Here is a 20,288-nt window from a genome sequence, read left to right as displayed (position 1 = left end):
TACCTCCTAAATAGAATTCATCATTTGAAACATTGGCATAATCATCGCTAAATACATAAGAACAACTATCCCTCCAATACACGTAAATAAAATCGGTTGAATGATCACTAACATACGCTTAATTTTTTGTTCCATCTTTTCCATAATAAGATCGCTATAGTCACCTAATTCAATCGCCAAATTACCGTTTGCTTGTCCATGCGTAATAATATAAGAAAGTTCTTTCTCATAATATCCACTTTTAGCAATAATAGATTGCAACGGTTCTCCCGCAATTAATTGGCGTTCAATTCGTCCCGCTTCATATTGAAAGAACGGATGATATTTTTGCTCCATCATTATTGTTAGAGCCTCAAGTACTGATAGTCCGCCGTGTAATAAACCGCTCAATTGAGTGGCGAAATAATGCGAATGCTTTATAATAAGAAATGTTTTTATGAGGGGAATACGAAGCATAATTTTTACCTGTTGCATATGTGGGAGTTTCCGAAAGTAAAACATATATAAACTACATCCAATCATAAAGATAAAAATAGTACTAAACATCAGGTAGGGTAGTAGCTTAATTGTACTTAGTATTTGTTCTGTAAGTAACGGTGCTGTAGAACCAAACGAACTATATACCATGTCAACCTGCGGTAATAAAATGCGGTTAAAAACAAAAATCATGATTATTAAAAAGAACGCCAAAAACATAGGATACTGCATTATTTTCATCATATCTTTCCTATACTTAACCTTTTTATAAAGAAGTGCGCTCCCTTGTTGCAACGCAAAAGAAATATCACCATGTTGCTCGGCATAAAATAAGTAGCTTAACATCTCCTGATGAAACATTAATTGATGAAAAGAATCGTGTAGACTTTTTCCATCTTTTAATCCATCAATCATGCGCTGCAATTGTACTTTCTTTTCTAAAGGTAATTGAAACCGTAAAAATTCTAATGCCTGTAAAAGGGAGTATCCTTTTTCTAACAGTTCTCCTAATCGTTTCAGTAATACCACTTGATCACTTAAACTCCATATTTTCTTAAACATAAACATCCTCTTCTATAAATCCTAAAGCGTATCCTTTTCGTATCGAAGATTCTAATGTTTCATGCTTGTATGTGACACATTCCCCGTTTGCTTCTTTAATCGCTTGTTTTAACTCATATTCATATAACAACTCATAAATACTCGCTTGTCTTACCTGCCTCATTGATTTACATAAAGTTGAGCACTTTCTTTTGCAAAACGGACACTTCAATTCGACAAGTCGCTGTGCAGCTATAGCCAATAAAGATTGTTCAATCTCTTGCCTCGTTATGCCAAAATCCATAAATCGGAGTATCGCCCCTTTCGCATCCTTAGTATGAAGTGTCGTCATTACTAAATGTCCAGTCAAACTTGCTCTTATAGCTATTTTCGCTGTTTCTTCATCACGAATTTCACCGACTAAAATAATATCGGGATCATGACGTAAAATAGCCTTCAGTCCCGCCTCATATGTGATACCTGCTTTTTCATTTATTTGAATTTGTAATACATCTTCCTTTCTTTTTTCAACTGGATCTTCCAGTGTAACGATGCGACGTGTTTTCTTTTTTCTAATTACCTCTAATAATGCATACATTGTTGTTGTCTTTCCAGAACCTGTCGGTCCAGTAAATACGAGTAACCCATGTGAATACTGTAAAAAAGAGAGTAGTTTTTTCGCTGTACTTGGAAATAATGAAAGATGAGATAACGGCTGAATAGATGCTTGTAAATGAAGGCGAATAACGAGACTTTCTTGGTATACGGTTGGAAGCGTGGAAAGGCGTAAATACACTTCTTGTCCATCCATTTGTAAATACAGTGAACCATTTTGCGGCTTCCGCCTCTCCCCTATATCCATGGATGCTAAAAATTTAAAGTGTGAAACAAGTTTTTCTCCAAATTCCTTTTCAATGTATTGTTTCGTCATTAAATCTTTCCCTATACGCAGTTGAACCACTACATCCTTCTGCCGGGGTACAATATGTAAATCCGATGCTTGTACCCTACATGCTTCTTTCAAAATCATATTCGCAAAACTTTCAATTCCATTCATCATTTTTCCCTCCCCACTATGTATATAGCACGAAAAAACACATAAGAAAAATTGGAACTTTTGTATTTTCACCAGAGGGAAAAGGCAAAATATGTTTGTGAAATTATGAACAATTTCCGAATTATTGTCTGAAATTACCTATATGGAAGTTTATCTGTATTATAATGTTATTATCTTGGATAAAGTGATAAAGGTGGAGATCCTCATGGAACAAGCTTTAAAAATTACAGGTGTTTTAGCTGACCCAACTCGTTATTACATTTATAAATATATTTCTCAAAAACATAGTTACGTAACTGTACAAGAAATTGCAGATGAGTTTGACATTCATCCAAACGTAGCACGTTTGCATTTATCTAAATTAGAAGATGTTCATATGCTGAAATCGGAAACAAAGAAAACTGGAAAAGGCGGAAGACCAAGCAGATTATATGTATTATCTGAAGATGTTATCCAATTGCAATTTCCATTCCGTGATTATCAATTGTTAGCAAGAATAGCATTTAATTCTTTACTTAGCCTTGGCGCTGCTGGTGAAAAAGCGCTATACGAAACAGGAAAACAATTTGGGGCTGAATTAATGCAACAACATATGCAGCGTTTACATGTGAGTGAAGATGCTTTAACAGTAGAGCAAAAAATTCAAATTGCAAAAGAAGCCTTTTCGACAGCTGGCTTATCACCAGCATTTGAATTAAGTGCAGACGGAACAAAAATTTTCTATGATGTACACAATTGTCCATTTAAAGAAGTTGCTGTTCATCACCCAACTGAAATTTGCAATATGCACGGAGATATGATGAAAGGGATTTTTGAAATCCTATTCCCTAACACGGAATTAACACGAAATGATAGTCTACTAGATGGATGTAAATCTTGTAATTATAAACTAACAATTTAATTTTCCGTATAAAAAGAAGCCATTTATAAATGGCTTCTTTTTGTATGAACGAATATTTACAATAGTAAGAAAAATAAACTATAATGAGGAGAGGTTTACTTTTTTTAGAAAAGGAGGGAGATGGCATGGAGCGCATGTTTCGCGTTCTCGGCTTTTGGACTGGAATTTTCTCGGTTATGTTTTACGTAGGGGATATGCACTCGACCGCACTACTATTTTTAGGACAAACAGGATTCTTCGTACTTTTAAGCTATTTAAAATTAACAGAGCGTATGTATATATACGTATTCGGGGCATATTTAACTGTTTTCTTCATAGGATTTACATACTACACGACGTTTTTACTTGTCCCTGGAGCTGGGCATTAAAGATGGCATTTTGCCATCTTTTTTTAATTCCGCAATTTCCTAGTTGACTTATAGGTTTTATTACCTTATATTCTATATAACAGATTGGAATTAGGGGGAATCAACATGAATACACTGCTTGTCGGAATTAACGTTGCAGTCATGATCATCTTAGTTGGCGTATTATATTATATGCAACGTAAGCATGTATCTTTTAATAAACGTGTATTTACTGCTTTAGGAGTCGGAATTATATTCGGTCTTATATTACAATTTATTTATGAGCCAACTTCTAAAGTAATTATTGAATCAAATACTTGGTTTGGCTTAATCGGTAACGGTTATGTGAAATTACTTCAAATGATCGTTATGCCACTTATTTTAGTATCTATTATTTCAGCATTTACAAAATTACAGTTAACGAAAAACCTTGGTAAAATCAGTGGTCTTATTATCGGAATTTTAATTCTTACTACAGGAATCGCTGCAGCTGTCGGTATCGCTGCAAGTGCAGGATTTGATGTATCTGCAACAGGCCTGCAACAAGGTGATGCAGAATCTGCTCGTCTGAAGTTAGTTGAAGAAAGATTTACTTCTATTGAGAAAACTACAATTCCAGATAAATTATTAGAGCTGTTACCTACAAATCCGTTTCTTGATTTAACAGGCGCTCGTCCAACATCAACAATTTCTGTTGTAATATTTGCAGCATTTATCGGTATAGCCTTTATAGGTGTAAAACGAAAATATCCAGAACAAGCAGAACTATTTAAGAAGATGCTTGATGCTGTATATGCAATCGTAATGCGTATGGTAACATTAATTTTACGTCTTACTCCATACGGCGTATTAGCTCTTATGGCAAAAACAGTTGCTGGTAGCGATATAAATGCTATTTTAAAACTCGGTAACTTCGTGTTAGCGTCTTACGTGGCACTTATCGTAATGTTCGTTATTCACTTATTATTAATTGCTCTATCTGGTTTAAATCCAATTCAATATTTGAAAAAGGTGTTCCCTGTATTAACATTCGCATTCACATCTCGCTCTAGCGCTGGTGCAATGCCATTAAATATTGAAGCACAAAAAGAAAAACTTGGTATTTCTGAAGGAATTGCAAACTTCGCAGCATCATTTGGAGTATCTATCGGACAAAACGGTTGCGCAGGTATTTATCCAGCAATGCTTGCAATGATGGTCGCTCCAACTGTAGGAATTGATCCATTACAACCACAATTTATTTTAACTTTAATCGCTGTCGTTGCAATTAGCTCATTTGGTGTTGCCGGTGTTGGTGGTGGTGCAACATTCGCAGCGTTAATCGTACTATCTACAATGAACTTACCAATCGGCATTGTCGCTCTTGTTATCTCAGTTGAACCATTAATCGATATGGGTCGTACAGCTCTTAACGTAAGTGGTTCTATGACAGCAGGTCTTATTTCTAGTAAATGGCTTGGTGAATTAGATCAAGATACGTACAATCAAGATGATACAAAAACTGGTGAAATTGCTTCATAATAAAAAAAGGGCGCTAACAAAAATGTTAGCGTCCTTTTTCATTTCTTTCCATCTTCTTTATCTTTTAAACACAAGGCATAACATATTGTCTCAAACACTATGTATAATCTTGTTCTTTATACTTCATCTTCATCCCCTTACACATAGAAAAAGAGAATACAATAACATATTCTCTTTTCTCAAATATATTTCATTATCTCACAGCCCGTCCTTCTCACAAATAACCATTTTGTTCGCACCATTTATGAAATTGTCCTACATCTACTCCAACTAGCACGATATCCTTTAGCTCTACATCAATGATTTGTTCTCCAATTACAATAGCAAACTGCGATTCTAATTTTGTCTCGCTGTTCTTTACAATTCCAATTCGGTTCCGATGCGGTCCATCTTTTATATATGCTTTTTGTCCTACAATATCAAAGTTCAAGATTTTCACCTCTTTTACTGCGCTCAAATTGGAAATACGATCTCCACCTCGGAAAATTTCCTTTCATTGCACTATTTCTCTATATATATGACGAAACAATAAAAGAGTCCTTCCTTCTTTACAATTATTTTTTCTTTGTTTCATTTTTGTGATTGAAACGTAAAGTTTATAATAAAATACACTTGGAAGCGCTTTCTATGTAATTTTTTATGTTATAATATAAAAGTAGAACTTCGTAAAGAGGGTTAAAAAATGAATACAAAAATGATTAAAAAAGTAATTGAAGCATTAAAAGTATATGGCTTTCAGGATGTATCATTCTGTGACAAAACGAAGCAATTTTTATTTCATAACGAAACCGATATTATGAGCGGCTATGCAGAAATAACATATAGTAGTCAATTTGAAAAATTCAACGTACAAATTCATCCGATTGAAACGCATCACCAAGCAGAGTTACAAGAGGTTGAAAGACATATACAAGCCTGTATAAGAAAAGTGGAATATTTAAACGCTCTTCTTAGCGGACAAACAAAACTAAATGACAAAATTATTATAATGTAAAAAAAGAACGTGATAGCCTCACGTTCTTTTTTTACATTATACGTTCATCTTTTCTTTCAGTTGTAATCCTGTCACAGATTCTAATGCATCTATTGCTTCTCCAAATGTCATATCAAAAACTGTCTTCTCTTCTATGTATGGAAATTGTCTAAAGCGTTTCTCTAACATTTTCACAGCGTCCGACGTAAAGTGTGCACTATCAATGCCAAATTCTGTTTCAAGAAGAACGATCCAATCTAACACATGAAAACCTAATCCATTTACGAATGAAATAAGTTTTTTTTCTGGCTTTGAAGATAAGAATACGTGTCGTTCCATCTCATCGAAAAGTTCTTCACCTAAAACTTCTGCTAACTCATCATCATGTTCGCGTTCAATAATCTCTTCATAACCGTAATCATCAACAAGCTCTTCTACTTCTTCACCATCCGCAAAAAGCAATTGACTAAGAATTGCATCTTTCTTAAATTCACTGTTTTGTACAACTTCTAAAAAACTCGTTTCCCAACCATTTTCTAATTTCATATTATATACTCCTTTATATACGGTTCTTATCATCACTGTACCCAAAAGATCACTTTTATAACCTTTTAGGTAGTTACTATTATTTCACATGATTCATAACATAAGATGCAAATCCAGCTGCATCTCCTTCAAAAATATTTATTTCTGGCAAGTGATAGAACGTTGTTTGAAGCGGGTTTCTTTCATGATATACATATATCTTTTTCTCTAGCGCAATCGCCATTCCAAACTCTGTATGGCTCCCGTTTCCGCCATCTAATATAAGTAAAAAGACATCCGCTTCTTGAATAGCATTCTTTTCTGCCAGACCAATTTCTCTTAATTGCTTTTGATTCACTGCCCTTTCATTTCTTGTCCAATCATATGTATGATGCCAACCTGCATGTTTCAGTTCATTTGCTATAGAACGTACAAGGTGTTTATTTTTGAATCCCGAGGCGATATAAAAATTCATTTATATACACTCCTTCTTGATGTACGGGAAACTCCGTTTTAGTGTTACTTGCTAAATATAATAAAAAACGAATCCAAAAAAAAATCCCCATCTTTAAAACTTATTTGCGTTTAAATGATGGGATGCTTCATGATCTTCTTTTATTTTTTGCTTTTTATAACTTTCATCAGCTAACATTTCTAGTTCAGCTGTTATCTCTGATTTTTCAAGCTCTCTTTCTTGCGAAAATTTCCTTGAAATATAAACAATAACACTACCAACGTACAACACAAAGCATATAATAAGTGCAGTATTTTCATAGAGACTTAGCTCCAACACAGTCACTCCTAATCCATTCGTATTTTCACGCTTCATTACTTGGAATTTCCCTACTAACCATTTGTTACCCCGCTATTTGAGGGCAGTAAGACCCCCCACCTCAACATTCAGCGAAAACAAAGAAGTTAGGTGGGGGATTAACTGCCCGTTAAAGCCCGATTGGTTCAACTAATAATCAGTGGGGGTAAACCTCCCACTGATTAAAGTTTCACTTTATTGTAACATAAAAACACCGTTTCTTGGAATCTTTCAACCTACTAAAAGAGACATGATTGTTTCATCATGCCTCTGAAATATGGTGAATGATTGTTTTAATCGCTTCTTTTCCATTATATTTTTTTAATGCGGTTTTATACGCCTCATTATTATGAGATAACTCTTCAACATGCTTTATAAGAGAATTCACAGTCACATCTTCTTCATACAATACCGAGGCATATCCTTGTCTTTCAAATGATTCTGCATTTAGTATTTGATCTCCACGACTTGCAAATTTCGATAGCGGAATTAAAACCATCGGCTTTTGCAATGTTAAAAACTCAAAAATGGCATTGGACCCTGCACGTGAAATAACAAAATCTGTTATCGCCAATATGTCTGGTAGTTCTCCATGTACATATTCAAATTGTCTATATCCTTCTTTATTTTGTAAACTTTCATCAAGATTACCTTTTCCGCAAAGATGAACAATTTGATACTTTTTCAGAAGTTCTGGTAACGCTTCTCGAACCGCTTCATTAATTTTCTTTGCGCCCAAACTTCCTCCCATGATTGTAATAACTGGCTTTTTACGTGAAAAACCTAAAAACGCTAAACCTTTTTCACGATTTCCCCTTAGCACTTCTTCACGTACAGGAGATCCTGTATAGATTACTTTTTCTTTCGGTAAATGTTTCGCAGCTTCTTCAAATGTAACAAATATTTTCGAAGCAAAACGGAGCGCAATTTTGTTTGCTAGTCCTGGCGTCATATCGGATTCATGTAATAAAACTGGTACGCGATTTAGCCACCCTCCAATTACGACTGGTACAGATACGAAACCACCTTTTGAAAAAATTACATCTGGTTTTAGTTTTCGAATCCTTACATACGCATCCATAACACCCTTCATTACAAGAAAAGGATCTTTTATATTTTTCAAGTCAAAATAACGGCGTAGCTTTCCGCTGGCGATACTATAGTACGGAATGCCTTCCTTTTCTATAATCGTTTTCTCAATTCCTTGATGAGAACCAATATAAGAAATATCCCAATTCTGTTCTTGTAAATGTGGAATGATGGCTAAATTAGGTGTTACATGTCCGGCCGAACCGCCACCTGTAAAGACTATTTTCTTCATACGTCTCCCCCTTCTAGATTATAATACACTAAAATATCTTGCCTCGGGGTGAGAAAATACCATAGCCGTTACAGATGCTTCTGGCTCCATCATAAATCCTTCCGTTAATGAAATACCTATTTCCTCTGGATGAATTAAGCGAAATAGCTTTTCTTGATCTGCAAGTTCTGGACATGCTGGATAACCGAAGGACACGCGTATCCCTCTATATTTCGTACGGAAACGTTCTTCCATCGTCAGTTCTGGTGAATCTGGAATGCCCCAGCGATCACGAATGAGCATATGTGTTTTTTCAGCGAGTCCTTCTGCTAGTTCAAGCGCTAACGATTGAATGGCATGACTGCGTAAATAATCACCCTTCGCTTTCCACTCTTCAGCAATGTCCCGAATGCCTTCCCCAACCGTAACAGATAGGAAAGCAACATAGTCCATCTCATCTCCAATTGGTCGTAAATAATCACCTAAAGTACGATATGGTGCTTTTCCTTGTCTTGGGAATGTGAAACGCTCTATCATACGCGTATGATCTTCTGGATCATATATTACAATATTTTGTCCGTCGCTTTGCGCTGGGAAAAACTGATACACTGCTTTCGGTTTTAACCAAGATTGTCCTTCCTGCAATAATTCGTCTATTAAATCATTTAATTCGTGTGCTCTTTTATCTCCCTCTTGCAAAAGCTTCTTCACATTTCCTTTTAATCCAAGGTGATGCCCAAGTAGCATTTGTCTATTTAAAAATGGAGCGAGATGCGCAACTGGAACATCTCGTAATACAATTCGTTTTGTTGAATCAGGTATCATAACCTCAGCCTTCGGTAATGGCTCAATTACTGCTGGAATTTCTACTTTCTTCTCCTCTTTTTTTACGATATGAAGATGACGCTCTTTTTTATCTTGTTTCATCTTCTCGCGCTCTTCTTCTTTTTGTAGCTTATTAATAATATCGAGCCCCGTCATCGCATCACTCGCATAACATACGAGTCCTTTATATGATGGTGAAATACGATTATCTGTAAACTTTCTCGTTAACGCTGCCCCGCCTACAACGATTGGAATATCAATATTTGCCGCTTGTAAATCTTCAGCAGTCGTTACCATTTGTTGAGCTGACTTTACTAGTAAACCAGAAAGACCAATTATGTCAGGCTTCTTCTCTTGTACTTCTTGAACAATTCGATCCGAGCGAACATTGATTCCTAAATTAATAATCTCATATCCGTTATTCGATAAAATAATTTCAACGAGGTTTTTCCCAATATCATGTACGTCACCTTTCACAGTTGCTAATAATACTTTCCCTTTTTTCGCACTATCGCTAGATTCCATATATGTCTCTAAATAACTTACGGCAGCTTTCATACTTTCAGCACTTTGCAATACTTCAGCAACGATAAGCTCATTATTATTAAATAATCTTCCCACCTCATCCATTCCTGTCATAAGTGGGCCATTAATAATATCCAAAGGTTTTCTTCCTTCTGTAAGTGCGAGGCTTAAATCTTCTTGTAGCCCTTGTTTCGTACCTTCTACAATGTAATTTGCCAGCCTTTCATCAATAGTTAATGTTTCTTGGATAACGACATCTTTCTTTTTTGCCGCGCGATAAAAATTTGTAAATTCTTCTAACGTCTCTTGCGTCGTTTCAAAAAGCAATGCATCTGCAAGACGTTTTTCTTCTTCCGTAATTGACGCATAGCGCTCTAATTTTTCAGTATTCACAATCGCGTAATCTAATCCAGCTTTCGTTGCATGATATAAAAAGACGGAATTTAATACTTCGCGTCCAGCTGGTGGTAAACCAAATGATATGTTACTTACACCTAAAATCGTTAAACACTCTGGTAATGCTTCTTTAATAAGGCGAATTCCTTCTATCGTCGCTGCCGCCGAGCCAATATATTCTTCATCACCTGTACCTACAGGAAATACAAGTGCATCAAAAATAATATCTGACGGGCGTATACCATATTTCGTCGTCAATAATTCATAACTTCTTTTCGCAATTTCGAGTTTTCTTTCCGCACTTACTGCCATACCTTCTTCATCAATTGTTCCTACAACAATAGCGGCACCATATTTTTGGAGAAGAGGTGTCACTTTTTTAAATCGTTCTTCTCCATCTTCTAAATTAATTGAATTGATAACAGCTTTTCCTTGAATATAAGTAAGAGCTCTCTCCATCACATTTTCATCTGTTGAATCAATCATAATTGGTACTTTTAATACTTTTGTAACTTCTGCCAAGAAATTTTCCATATCTTCTATTTCATCCCGGTCCGGGTCTGCCATACAAATATCAATAATATGAGCATTTTTCTTCACTTGCGCTCTTGCGACTTCAGCAGCCTCTTCAAATTTCCCTTCTGCTACTAATCGTTTAAATTTACGTGATCCAATAACGTTTGTTCTTTCTCCAACAAATAACGGCCTCATAGAATCATCATATTGTAGTGCCTCTAATCCACTAACACCATGTCCATCTCGTTCACGGTGTTCACGCGGCTTCAGAGACGCTAACGCGGATTTCATTGCTTTTATATGTTCTGGTGTTGTGCCACAACAACCACCGATAATATTAACCCATCCTTCTTCGGCAAATCGCTTCACTTTTTCGGCGAGAGAAGATGGAGATTCATGATAATGTCCATCTTCATCAGGAAGGCCTGCATTTGGATAACAAGAAATGTAACACTCCGATAAATCAGATAGTGAACGAATATGGTCTCTCATAAACTCCGGACCAGTCGCACAGTTTAACCCAACCGATAACGGCTTCATATGTTCTATCGATAAGTAAAAAGCCTCAATTGTTTGCCCAGCCAGAGTCGTTCCCATCGGTTCAATCGTTCCCGAAATCATAATAGGAACAATTGTATTTAGTTCATCAAAAGCTGCTTGAATTCCAATATAAGCTGCCTTCACATTACGCATATCTTGACTCGTCTCAACGAGTAATACATCAACTTCTCCATTCAATAATCCTCTTGCCTGCCGTGTATAGGCTTCAATTAATTCTTCAAACGTCACACCACCAGTAACACTAATCGCTTTCGTTGTCGGCCCCATTGCTCCCGCAACATATACTTCCTTCCCGCTTTCTATAACAGCTTGCTTTGCTAAACGTGCTGCTTTCTCATTTAGTTCCTCATCTAAATGAGACAACTCATAATCATTTAATACAATATTCGTCGCCCCAAATGTATTTGTTTCAATAATATCCGCACCAGCTTCAATATAAGCTTTATGAATCTTTAAAATGACATCAGGCCTTGTTTCTACTAAATATTCATTACAGCCTTCGTACTCTTCTCCTCCGAAATCTTCCGCAGTTAAGTCCTCTTGCTGGATCATTGTCCCCATTGCACCATCTAATATTAAGATGTTATTTTGTAATTTTTCTTCTATACGTTTCATCAATTAATACCTTCTTTCACTTCTTGCTTTTCTCTCACATATTTAACAAGGTGTTCTGTAATTTCATATTTTAGAAATGGTGTAATAAGATAAATGCCGTTAAAATATTTCATCGCCGCATCAATTAGTTCTTGTGAAATGCGAATTCCTTCCTCAATTGCTGCCTCTTTCGTTTCATGTCCATCCATTCTCTCCCTTATTTCTTCAGGTAGCGTAATTCCTGGCACCTCAAAATGAAGAAAATCTGCATTCCGTTTACTTATTAATGGCATAATCCCAATAAAAAGCGGTTGTTCCAAATGTTTTGTCGCTTCATACACTTCTTCCATTAACGCGACATCGTAAATCGGCTGAGTTAAGAAATATTCTGCTCCAGCATCTATTTTCCGTTCCATTCGCTTAACCGCTGCTTTTAAATGTCTTACATGCGGGTTAAACGCACCTCCCACTGAAAATCTTGTTGCTGGACCTATTGATTTCCCTAAAATAGAGCGCCCATCATTCATTTCTTTAATCATTTTAATGAGCTCAATAGAGGACAAATCATATACAGAAGTGGCACCTGGAAAATCACCAACACGTGCTGGATCACCAGTTAAAGCTAACACTTCTTCCATACCTAACGCTGATAGGCCTAGTAAATGAGATTGTAGTCCGATGACGTTATGATCTCTACACGTTAAATGCGTCAATACTGGAATATCATGCTTCGTTAATAATGCTCCCATTGCCATATTCGAGATGCGAGGCGATGCTAATGAATTATCTGCTAGAGTAATAGCATCTGCTCCAGCTCTTTTCAATGCTCTTGCGCCTTCAAAAAACCGCTGCGTATCTAACGTTTTCGGTGGATCTAATTCCACTACTACTGTCGTTTGTTTTTTTGCTTTCTCTGCTAAAGTGACATGAGCTTTTGAACGTTTCTCATGTGTATGAACTACTTTTGGTCTTTGAATCGTATCCTTTTCTATTACAGGCGTAACATTTAGAGTAGCACGTTTCATACTTTCAATATGTTCTGGAGTCGTGCCACAACAACCACCCAATAACCGAATACCTTGCTCAATAAATTTCGGTGTCATCGCTTCGAAATAAGCCGGACTTCCTTCATATACGTAACGTCCCTCCACATAATTTGGAAGACCTGCATTTGGATATGCTGACAAGTAGCCATTTTGAGGAATCGATATCATTTTAAAAGCTTCCGTCATATGAAGTGGCCCTAGTTGGCAGTTCAATCCAACAACATTTGCACCGTAATCTAATAGCTGTTTTAATATTTCATTTACATCATTTCCATTTTGAGTCGTACCTGCCTCATGTAACGCTAATTGAGCTACAATTGGAATATTCGTTTGTTTTCGTAACACCTGAACAGCATGAAGTAATTCAAACTCATCATAGAAAGTCTCTAATAGCAGTCCATCAACCTGTTCTTCTAATAATGCACTTGCCTGTTCCAACAACATAAATTCTCGCTCCATATCAGTTGTCGTAACAGCTCCGATATGTTTCATACCGCCAATTGTTCCTAAAATTGCATTTTTGTCGGTAACAGATGCTTTCGCCAGTTTTACTGCCGCTCTATTAATTTCAGTAACTTGATTTTCTAAACCATACATACGTAATTTTGCTTCATTTGCTCCGTACGTATTTGTTTGAATCACATCTGCCCCAGCAGCTACATATTGCTTATGAATCGATATAATTAAATCTGGATCAGATATATTCAATTCTTCAAAACTACTTTGCAAACCATGTGAATGTAATAACGTCCCAACCGCACCGTCACCTATTACAATTCCTTTTGACAATAAATCTAGTAATTTCACAAATCTCCCTCATTTCTATCAATATAAAAACCCCCTCTTCACTTTGAAGAGGGGGACATAATCGTTCCTCCTCTTATTATGCAAAACATTCGTTTTGCAGGTATTAGCACCGTTTCAAACATTTCGTTTGAAGGTTGCCGGGTTTCACAGGGCCTTTCCCTCCACCGCTCTCAATAAGAGTTGTCTTTATTATTTTATTTATGTAGCTAAAAGGAAATGCGTTCCCCTTTTAACAATGTTTGCTAATTTTTTAATAAATTTAGCACGCACAAATGCAAAAGTCAATGACACTTGCGGAAAAATAAAAATTATTTAAAATAAAGTTGCAATTCAATTATCTTTTGTTGTAAAGTTAAAAACATAATAAAATTTCATACGAACATTCTTATCTAGAGAGGTAGAGGGACTGGCCCTACGACGCCTCAGCAACCATTAACATTTGTTAATAAGGTGCTAATTCCAGCAAATTGTGAAAGATTTGACAGATGAGAAGAAGACTCTATTCAAACCGAAAGCCTTCTTCTTAGAAGGCTTTTTTTATTTTACATTCACTTAATTGTTAATTTAAAAGGGAGGAATTTTCACATGTCAACTATCGAAACAAAACTAGCACAAATCGGAAACCGGAGCGAAACTACAACAGGAACTGTTAATCCACCTGTTTATTTCTCAACTGCTTATCGTCATGAAGGAATTGGCAAATCTACTGGCTTTGACTACTCACGAACTGGCAATCCAACTCGCGGCCTTTTAGAACAGGCAATCGCAGATTTAGAATACGGTGAACAAGGTTATGCCTGTAGTTCAGGGATGGCAGCTGTTCTCCTTGTCCTTTCCCTATTCCGTTCCGGAGATGAACTTATTGTATCCGAAGATTTATACGGGGGCACTTATCGATTATTTTCTGAGCACGAAAAAAAGTGGAACGTTCGATGTAGATACGTAAATACACAATCTATTAAACAAATTGAGCAGTCTATCACAATTGAAACAAAGGCTATTTTCATAGAAACTCCGACTAATCCATTAATGCAAGTTACTGATATTGCCGCTGTCGCAACTGTAGCGAAAAGACACGGACTACTTCTTATTGTAGACAACACATTCTACACACCTTATATACAGCAACCATTAACAGAAGGTGCTGACATTGTACTTCATAGCGCAACAAAATATTTAGGAGGACATAACGATGTCCTAAGCGGACTTGTCGTTGCAAAAGGTAAGGAACTTTGTGAGGAAATCGCTCATTATCATAATGCCTCTGGTGCGGTCTTAAGCCCATTTGACTCATGGCTATTAATTCGTGGTATGAAAACGTTAGCGCTTCGTATGAGACAACATGAAGAAAATGCAAAAGCAGTTGTCGCTTATTTAAATGATGAAGACGGGGTGACAGATGTATTTTATCCTGGAAGAGGCGGCATGATCTCATTTCGTCTGAAAGATGAAACATGGATCAATCCATTCTTACAATCTTTATCCTTAATTACATTCGCTGAAAGTCTTGGTGGTGTTGAAAGTTTAATGACATATCCAGCAACGCAAACACACGCTGATATTCCTGAAGAAATCAGAACAGCAAACGGTGTATGTAATCGTCTTCTGCGATTTTCCGTTGGCATTGAAAATAGTAACGATTTAATTCAAGACTTACAGCAAGCCATTAAACTTGTAAAAGAAGGTGTAAGAATATGAGTTATTCTATAGATACACTCTTACTGCACAACCAATATAAACATGACTCGCAAACAGGAGCTGTTAACGTTCCCATCTATAATACATCAACATTCCACCAGTTTGATATAGATACGTTCGGAAAATATGACTATAGCCGATCTGGTAATCCAACTCGTGAAGCTCTTGAAGATATCATTGCTTTATTAGAAGGCGGAACAAAAGGATTTGCCTTCGCATCAGGGATTGCAGCGATTTCTACTGCATTCCTCCTTCTTTCACAAGGTGATCACGTACTCATTTCAGAAGACGTATACGGAGGCACTTATCGAATTATAACTGAAGTTCTCTCCCGTTACGGTGTTTCCCATACATTTATTGATATGACTAATTTAGAAGAAATAAAGCAAAACATTAAGCCAAATACAAAACTCTTTTATGTGGAAACACCCTCTAATCCGCTTTTAAAAGTGACAGATATTCGTGCTGTTTCTAAACTTGCAAAATCTATTGACGCCCTTACTTTTGTTGATAATACATTTTTGACACCACTATTCCAGAAGCCACTTGACCTTGGCGCCGATGTCGTTCTTCATAGTGCCACAAAATTCATTGCTGGTCATAGTGATGTTACTGCCGGATTAGCGGTTGTAAAAGATGCCGAACTCGCTCAAAAACTTGGATTTTTACAAAATGCATTCGGCGCTATTTTAGGCCCTCAAGATTGTTCTCTCGTGCTTCGTGGTCTAAAAACATTGCATGTACGTCTTGAGCATTCAGCTGCAAACGCCAATAAAATTGCACACTATTTACAAGAGCACGCTAAAGTTCAAAATGTCTATTATCCTGGCTTACAATCACATCTTGGATTTAATATTCAACAATCTCAAGCTACATCAGCCGGAGCTGTCCTATCTTTCACTTTACAATCAGAAGACGCACTCCGCCAATTTCTATCAAAAGTAAAATTACCTGTCTTTGCGGTTAGTTTAGGTGCTGTCGAATCGATTCTTTCCTACCCAGCTAAAATGTCACATGCAGCATTGTCACAAGAAGCTCGTGATGAAAGAGGGATTTCTAATTCATTACTTCGGTTATCCGTCGGCCTTGAAAATGTTGACGATTTAATATCCGATTTTGAAAATGCCCTTTCTTATGTAGAAGAACCTGTAAATGCATAGAGAGAATAGAAGATATGAAATTAAGTTATCATATCTTCTTTTTTATGCTGTTAAGTATATTTTTCACTTTTCGTATAGTTCATAAAAAACGACAGAGCACCATCTATTTCCAAGTAATGAATTAATTGATATATTAAGAAGTAAAAAAGGGGCAAAAATAATGGATACTTGTGCAGATGTTTTAATCGTTATCGATTTACAAAATGGAGTATGTTATAGCGAAGAGCATTTATTTGATTTACAAAATTTACTTACAAAAGTAAATAAAAGAATTTCTTCATACAGAAAAACAAATAAACCAATTCTTTTCGTTCAACATTGCGATGATGATTTAGTACCCGAAAAAGAACTTTGGGCTATTCATGCTGATTTAGATGTTCAAGAACAAGATTTTTTTGTAAGAAAAACACATGCCAATTCATTTTATAAAACAAACTTAAAAGAGATTTTAGATCAATTATCTGTACATCGTATTGAGTTTTGTGGTGCCCAAACAGAGTACTGCATGGATGCTACAATTAAATTTGCCCATGGACTAGGATACGAAAACTTCATGGTACAGAAAACAACCTCTACGTTACATAATCCATTTATGTCCGCAAAAGAGACAATTGATTTTTATGAGAATATATGGAACCGTAGATTTTTAAAGTTGATGAACGATGAATGCTAGAATACATAACTAATGACTTGGCAATTCTAAGATTTATCAGCTATACTCAAACATTTCATTTTCACCATAAAGGAGCTGATTACATTCAGCTTCTTTTCTTTTAACCTGTTTTATATTCTATATATATCATTATAATTCCTTTGTCATATTATTTTAAAAATTTTGTATATTCATTTGAAAGAATAAGAAAATCATGGTAAGATTGTGTTACAAATATATCTATATCTTTCAATTTTTAAAACGCATCTAAATTTTCACCCAAAAATGTCATTTTACAAAACCGTGCTAAATCATCTACTTTATTTACATCAGGGTCTCTTTTCTTACAATTTCTTTACTTTAGGACTTTTTTTCTGCAACAACTGTTTTCTTTTCTTTGATTTTTTGGTATGTATAGTATGGTATAACAGCTCACACGGAGGTGGAAAAGAACATGTTAGAAACCTTTCAAAAAGAAATTGAACTATATGAAAGCAATGCAGAATTATTGAAAGTACTTGCTCATCCTGTTCGCTTATGTATTGTAAAAGGATTAATTGAACGTGGTCCAAGCAATGTTTCTACAATGTACACTGGCTTAAACATGCCACAATCTACAATTTCACAGCATTTAGCAAAGTTAAAAAGCGCTAAAATCGTTTCAAGTGAAAGAAAAGGATTGGAAATCTATTACAAAGTAGAAAACGAGACAATTATTCAACTCGTTCGCGTATTATTAGGTTAGGGACTCATAAACAGAGAAAAAAGGACGTATTTTATATTTTTCATCTCATATCTTTAATATAAATATATATCATGAGAGGAAATATATGATGCTACATAAGTCGTATTAAAAAACAAGACACAGAAATATGCTGTGTCTTGTTTTTTTATAGTTTCAAATACCGATCTAAGTGTAACTGTTGCATATGTTTCGTATGTATAACAACATCAAATGCACTCCCTAATCCTCCGCTCAAAATCATCGAACGAACTGCACGATTTTGTTTTTGAGTTTCAGAAAAAGGATTCCTATCCTGATGATCGGTAAGCTGATCTAATATTCCTGCTGCTAACAAAAACTCAGCTTGCTTCTTATGCCATACTGTCTGCATACCTTGCAGGCTAAACATCTCTTTTAGTTCGTCCCAATGAATATGAGTAGTAAGATCCATTTCACCTGGATGTGCTAAAGGATTACGGATTAACTTATGCTCATAATACCCTCGTAAGCTTCCTTCTTGATGTGCAGGATGCATCCATTCTTCTTTTGTGTATCCATAATCAACTGTAATACATACACCTCGTTGAAACCATTTCGCAATTTCTTTTATATATTCTTCCATCGCAATCGACACTTCAAAACGCTGACCTTCAACAAGGTGAATATTATATTTCAATAAGTATCGACCGATGCTTTTATGTAACGGTCTACATACTTCTGCAAGTTTCCCCTCTTCTGTGTATGTAACACGTACTTCATACAATATTCCATTTCTCTTCTGAATTACTTCAACAGGAAATGCATCAAATAACTCATTCGAAAAAAGAATTCCTTCGAATGATTCCCCCATTTCACTATGCGACGTATAATATGCCACATTAGAAAACGAACAAAGATTTTTCTGCTGTAATTTTCTATGAAAAGGGCTCATTTCAATCAATGAATAGTTTAAATCAATAAAGGTTTCTGGAGACAATTGCTTCCATTCTTGTAAAACATCATAGGCAAACTTTCCTGTTCCCCCACCAATCTCACAAATATTCGGAGCAACTTCACCATTTTCAACAAGACGAATAAAAAACTTAGCAAATGTTTTTGCAAAAACAGAGGATACGTTACTACTTGTAAAAAAATCCCCTTGTCTTCCAATTTTCTCACGTTCCTTCATATAATAACCATGTCCCTCTGTATACAATACGAGGTTCATATACGTACTATATGAAATTGAATAATCCTTCTCTTTCGCCATCCATTCTTTTAAAATAAGCTCCATCCCCATAATGACTCCTTACTGTAAAAATGGATTATTTTCTTTTTCAAAACCAATGCTTGTTTCTGGACCATGTCCACATAGCACTGCTGTTTCATCAGGTAATACAAATAATTTTTCTTCAATACTTCCAATTAATTCAGCAAAGCTCCCACCAGGTAAATCAGTTCTTCCGATACTCATTTGGAACAATACATCTCCAGAAAATACAGCATTCGCCTCTTTACAATAATAAGAAATACTGCCTGGAGAATGTCCTGGCGTCTCAAAAACCTCAAAATTAAATGAACCAATTGCTAATGTACCTTCTGCATCAATAATATGATCTGCTGGTTTTGCTGTAATGCTGCGATTCATCATAAAAATTTGAGAGCCATTTACAGTTGCATCGCCTAACCAATCTTCTTCTTCTTTATGTACGTACACAGGAATATGGAAAGCGTCTCTTACCGCGTCAACAGCACCAATATGATCAAAGTGAGCATGGGTTAATAAAACAGCTAGTGGCTTTAACTGCGCTTCTTGTAAATATGTAACGAGCTTCTCTCCTTCGTGACCAGGGTCAAAGATAATACACTCATTTTGATCATTCGTTAAAATATAAGCATTCGTTTGTAATGGGCCTAACGGCATTTGTGTCCATTTCATATGAAAATCTCCTCCAATTATTAAACTTACTTTCAATGATACAACATTTTTTTCTCTTAGGAAAAGAAAGGATGCTATCTCGACAATCATTTTTAAAACATGTACAATATAAAAGAGTAAATATTCCAAAAACTCATATTAAGGAATGGGTAGACAGAGGAGGATATTGTATGGGCCTTGTTATTATTTTTACGCTTGTCACTCTGTTAGCTGTATTTGCTACGCTTAGAACACTTCGTGAAAAGAACTTTTTCGCGAGCGGCTTTGCAATTGCAACTGTACTCGTTTTCGGATGGTTTACGATCATGACTGTTCTATATAACGGGTACCCACCGGCAGCTTAATTCATTTACATGTTATTCTTCATCAAGATTTCACACAAAAAGAGGAAGGGTTTCCCCTTCCTCTTTTCAT

The 20,288-nt window shown here is 35.9% G+C and carries 20 protein-coding genes and 2 riboswitches; of the genes, 9 read left to right on the top strand and 11 right to left on the bottom strand.

The features are described 5' to 3' along the window. Positions 1 to 6: 6 nt before the first annotated feature. On the bottom strand, positions 7 to 1,038 hold the full coding sequence (comGB, locus tag QCI44_RS06250; RefSeq protein ID WP_016086288.1) for a competence type IV pilus assembly protein ComGB: 1,032 nt from the start codon (positions 1,036 to 1,038) through the stop codon (positions 7 to 9). Further along, on the bottom strand, positions 1,031 to 2,074 hold the full coding sequence (gene comGA / locus QCI44_RS06245; protein ID WP_033659772.1) for a competence protein ComGA: 1,044 nt from the start codon (positions 2,072 to 2,074) through the stop codon (positions 1,031 to 1,033). Before comGA ends, comGB begins: the two co-directional genes overlap by 8 nt. A gap of 205 nt (positions 2,075 to 2,279) precedes the next feature. Between comGA and QCI44_RS06240 the strand changes: the two genes are divergently transcribed. The 3 genes from QCI44_RS06240 to QCI44_RS06230 all read left to right on the top strand — a co-directional run bounded on the left by QCI44_RS06240 (position 2,280) and on the right by QCI44_RS06230 (position 4,843). Continuing rightward, a complete protein-coding gene (locus QCI44_RS06240; protein ID WP_016086286.1) occupies positions 2,280 to 2,975 on the top strand; it encodes a helix-turn-helix transcriptional regulator in 696 nt (231 codons plus the stop codon). A 125-nt stretch (positions 2,976 to 3,100) separates the two neighbouring features. After that, positions 3,101 to 3,343, top strand: a complete 243-nt coding sequence (locus QCI44_RS06235) for a DUF2626 domain-containing protein (RefSeq protein WP_000440713.1) — start codon at positions 3,101 to 3,103, stop codon at positions 3,341 to 3,343. Between the two features lie 105 nt (positions 3,344 to 3,448). Further along, entirely contained in the window at positions 3,449 to 4,843 is a 1,395-nt protein-coding gene (locus tag QCI44_RS06230; protein ID WP_016086285.1) for an L-cystine transporter, read from the top strand. Positions 4,844 to 5,057: 214 nt separating this feature from the next. Here QCI44_RS06230 and QCI44_RS06225 read toward each other — a convergent pair whose 3' ends face one another. Further along, positions 5,058 to 5,273 carry a DUF3912 family protein gene (locus QCI44_RS06225; RefSeq protein WP_001008334.1) on the bottom strand — a complete coding sequence of 72 codons (216 nt, stop codon included), beginning with the start codon at positions 5,271 to 5,273 and terminating at the stop codon, positions 5,058 to 5,060. Positions 5,274 to 5,525: 252 nt separating this feature from the next. On the opposite strand from QCI44_RS06225, the gene QCI44_RS06220 reads away from it, so the two are divergent. After that, positions 5,526 to 5,837, top strand: a complete 312-nt coding sequence (locus QCI44_RS06220; RefSeq protein WP_016086284.1) for a hypothetical protein — start codon at positions 5,526 to 5,528, stop codon at positions 5,835 to 5,837. A 36-nt stretch (positions 5,838 to 5,873) separates the two neighbouring features. Here the strand turns inward: QCI44_RS06220 and QCI44_RS06215 are convergent, their stop codons facing one another. The 6 genes from QCI44_RS06215 to QCI44_RS06190 form a co-directional block, all read right to left on the bottom strand. Next, a complete protein-coding gene (locus tag QCI44_RS06215) occupies positions 5,874 to 6,362 on the bottom strand; it encodes a hypothetical protein (protein WP_016086283.1) in 489 nt (162 codons plus the stop codon). 79 nt (positions 6,363 to 6,441) lie between these two features. Next, complete coding sequence (locus QCI44_RS06210; RefSeq protein ID WP_016086282.1) at positions 6,442 to 6,816, bottom strand: nucleoside 2-deoxyribosyltransferase; 375 nt, start codon at positions 6,814 to 6,816, stop codon at positions 6,442 to 6,444. A 93-nt stretch (positions 6,817 to 6,909) separates the two neighbouring features. After that, positions 6,910 to 7,170 (bottom strand): DUF3966 domain-containing protein, encoded by a 261-nt coding sequence (locus QCI44_RS06205; RefSeq protein WP_000817964.1) that lies wholly within the window; start codon positions 7,168 to 7,170, stop codon positions 6,910 to 6,912. Positions 7,171 to 7,414: 244 nt separating this feature from the next. Further along, a complete protein-coding gene (gene murG / locus QCI44_RS06200; RefSeq protein ID WP_016086281.1) occupies positions 7,415 to 8,473 on the bottom strand; it encodes an undecaprenyldiphospho-muramoylpentapeptide beta-N-acetylglucosaminyltransferase in 1,059 nt (352 codons plus the stop codon). Between the two features lie 18 nt (positions 8,474 to 8,491). After that, positions 8,492 to 11,890, bottom strand: coding sequence for a methionine synthase (metH, locus tag QCI44_RS06195; protein ID WP_016086280.1), 3,399 nt, complete (start codon positions 11,888 to 11,890; stop codon positions 8,492 to 8,494). Then, complete coding sequence (locus tag QCI44_RS06190) at positions 11,890 to 13,722, bottom strand: bifunctional homocysteine S-methyltransferase/methylenetetrahydrofolate reductase (protein WP_016086279.1); 1,833 nt, start codon at positions 13,720 to 13,722, stop codon at positions 11,890 to 11,892. The genes metH and QCI44_RS06190 overlap by 1 nt, the downstream gene beginning before the upstream one ends. Positions 13,723 to 13,792: 70 nt before the next feature. Beyond that, positions 13,793 to 13,902, bottom strand: a riboswitch (SAM riboswitch). 202 nt (positions 13,903 to 14,104) lie between these two features. After that, positions 14,105 to 14,214, top strand: a riboswitch (SAM riboswitch). Between the two features lie 93 nt (positions 14,215 to 14,307). Here QCI44_RS06190 and metI point away from each other — a divergent pair. From metI to QCI44_RS06170, 4 genes are all read left to right on the top strand, one after another. Continuing rightward, complete coding sequence (metI, locus tag QCI44_RS06185) at positions 14,308 to 15,420, top strand: cystathionine gamma-synthase/O-acetylhomoserine thiolyase (protein ID WP_016086278.1); 1,113 nt, start codon at positions 14,308 to 14,310, stop codon at positions 15,418 to 15,420. Then, positions 15,417 to 16,580: a cystathionine beta-lyase gene (gene metC, locus QCI44_RS06180; protein WP_353811037.1), complete on the top strand. Its 1,164-nt coding sequence runs from the start codon at positions 15,417 to 15,419 to the stop codon at positions 16,578 to 16,580. The genes metI and metC overlap by 4 nt, the downstream gene beginning before the upstream one ends. A 160-nt stretch (positions 16,581 to 16,740) precedes the next feature. Further along, positions 16,741 to 17,253, top strand: a complete 513-nt coding sequence (locus tag QCI44_RS06175) for a cysteine hydrolase family protein (RefSeq protein ID WP_016086276.1) — start codon at positions 16,741 to 16,743, stop codon at positions 17,251 to 17,253. A 433-nt stretch (positions 17,254 to 17,686) separates the two neighbouring features. Continuing rightward, positions 17,687 to 17,977, top strand: coding sequence for an ArsR/SmtB family transcription factor (locus tag QCI44_RS06170; protein ID WP_000894375.1), 291 nt, complete (start codon positions 17,687 to 17,689; stop codon positions 17,975 to 17,977). A 145-nt stretch (positions 17,978 to 18,122) separates the two neighbouring features. Here the strand turns inward: QCI44_RS06170 and QCI44_RS06165 are convergent, their stop codons facing one another. Further along, entirely contained in the window at positions 18,123 to 19,235 is a 1,113-nt protein-coding gene (locus QCI44_RS06165; RefSeq protein ID WP_016086275.1) for a class I SAM-dependent methyltransferase, read from the bottom strand. A 9-nt stretch (positions 19,236 to 19,244) separates the two neighbouring features. After that, positions 19,245 to 19,874, bottom strand: coding sequence for an MBL fold metallo-hydrolase (locus QCI44_RS06160; protein WP_016086274.1), 630 nt, complete (start codon positions 19,872 to 19,874; stop codon positions 19,245 to 19,247). 170 nt (positions 19,875 to 20,044) lie between these two features. Between QCI44_RS06160 and QCI44_RS06155 the strand changes: the two genes are divergently transcribed. Beyond that, positions 20,045 to 20,218, top strand: coding sequence for a DUF2759 domain-containing protein (locus QCI44_RS06155; protein WP_000524852.1), 174 nt, complete (start codon positions 20,045 to 20,047; stop codon positions 20,216 to 20,218). Positions 20,219 to 20,288 lie beyond the last annotated feature (70 nt).

The sequence above is a fragment of the Bacillus cereus group sp. RP37 genome, assembly GCF_040459695.1.
Taxonomy (GTDB): Bacteria; Bacillota; Bacilli; order Bacillales; family Bacillaceae_G; genus Bacillus_A.
This window is presented reverse-complemented; position numbering and strand designations above follow the sequence as displayed.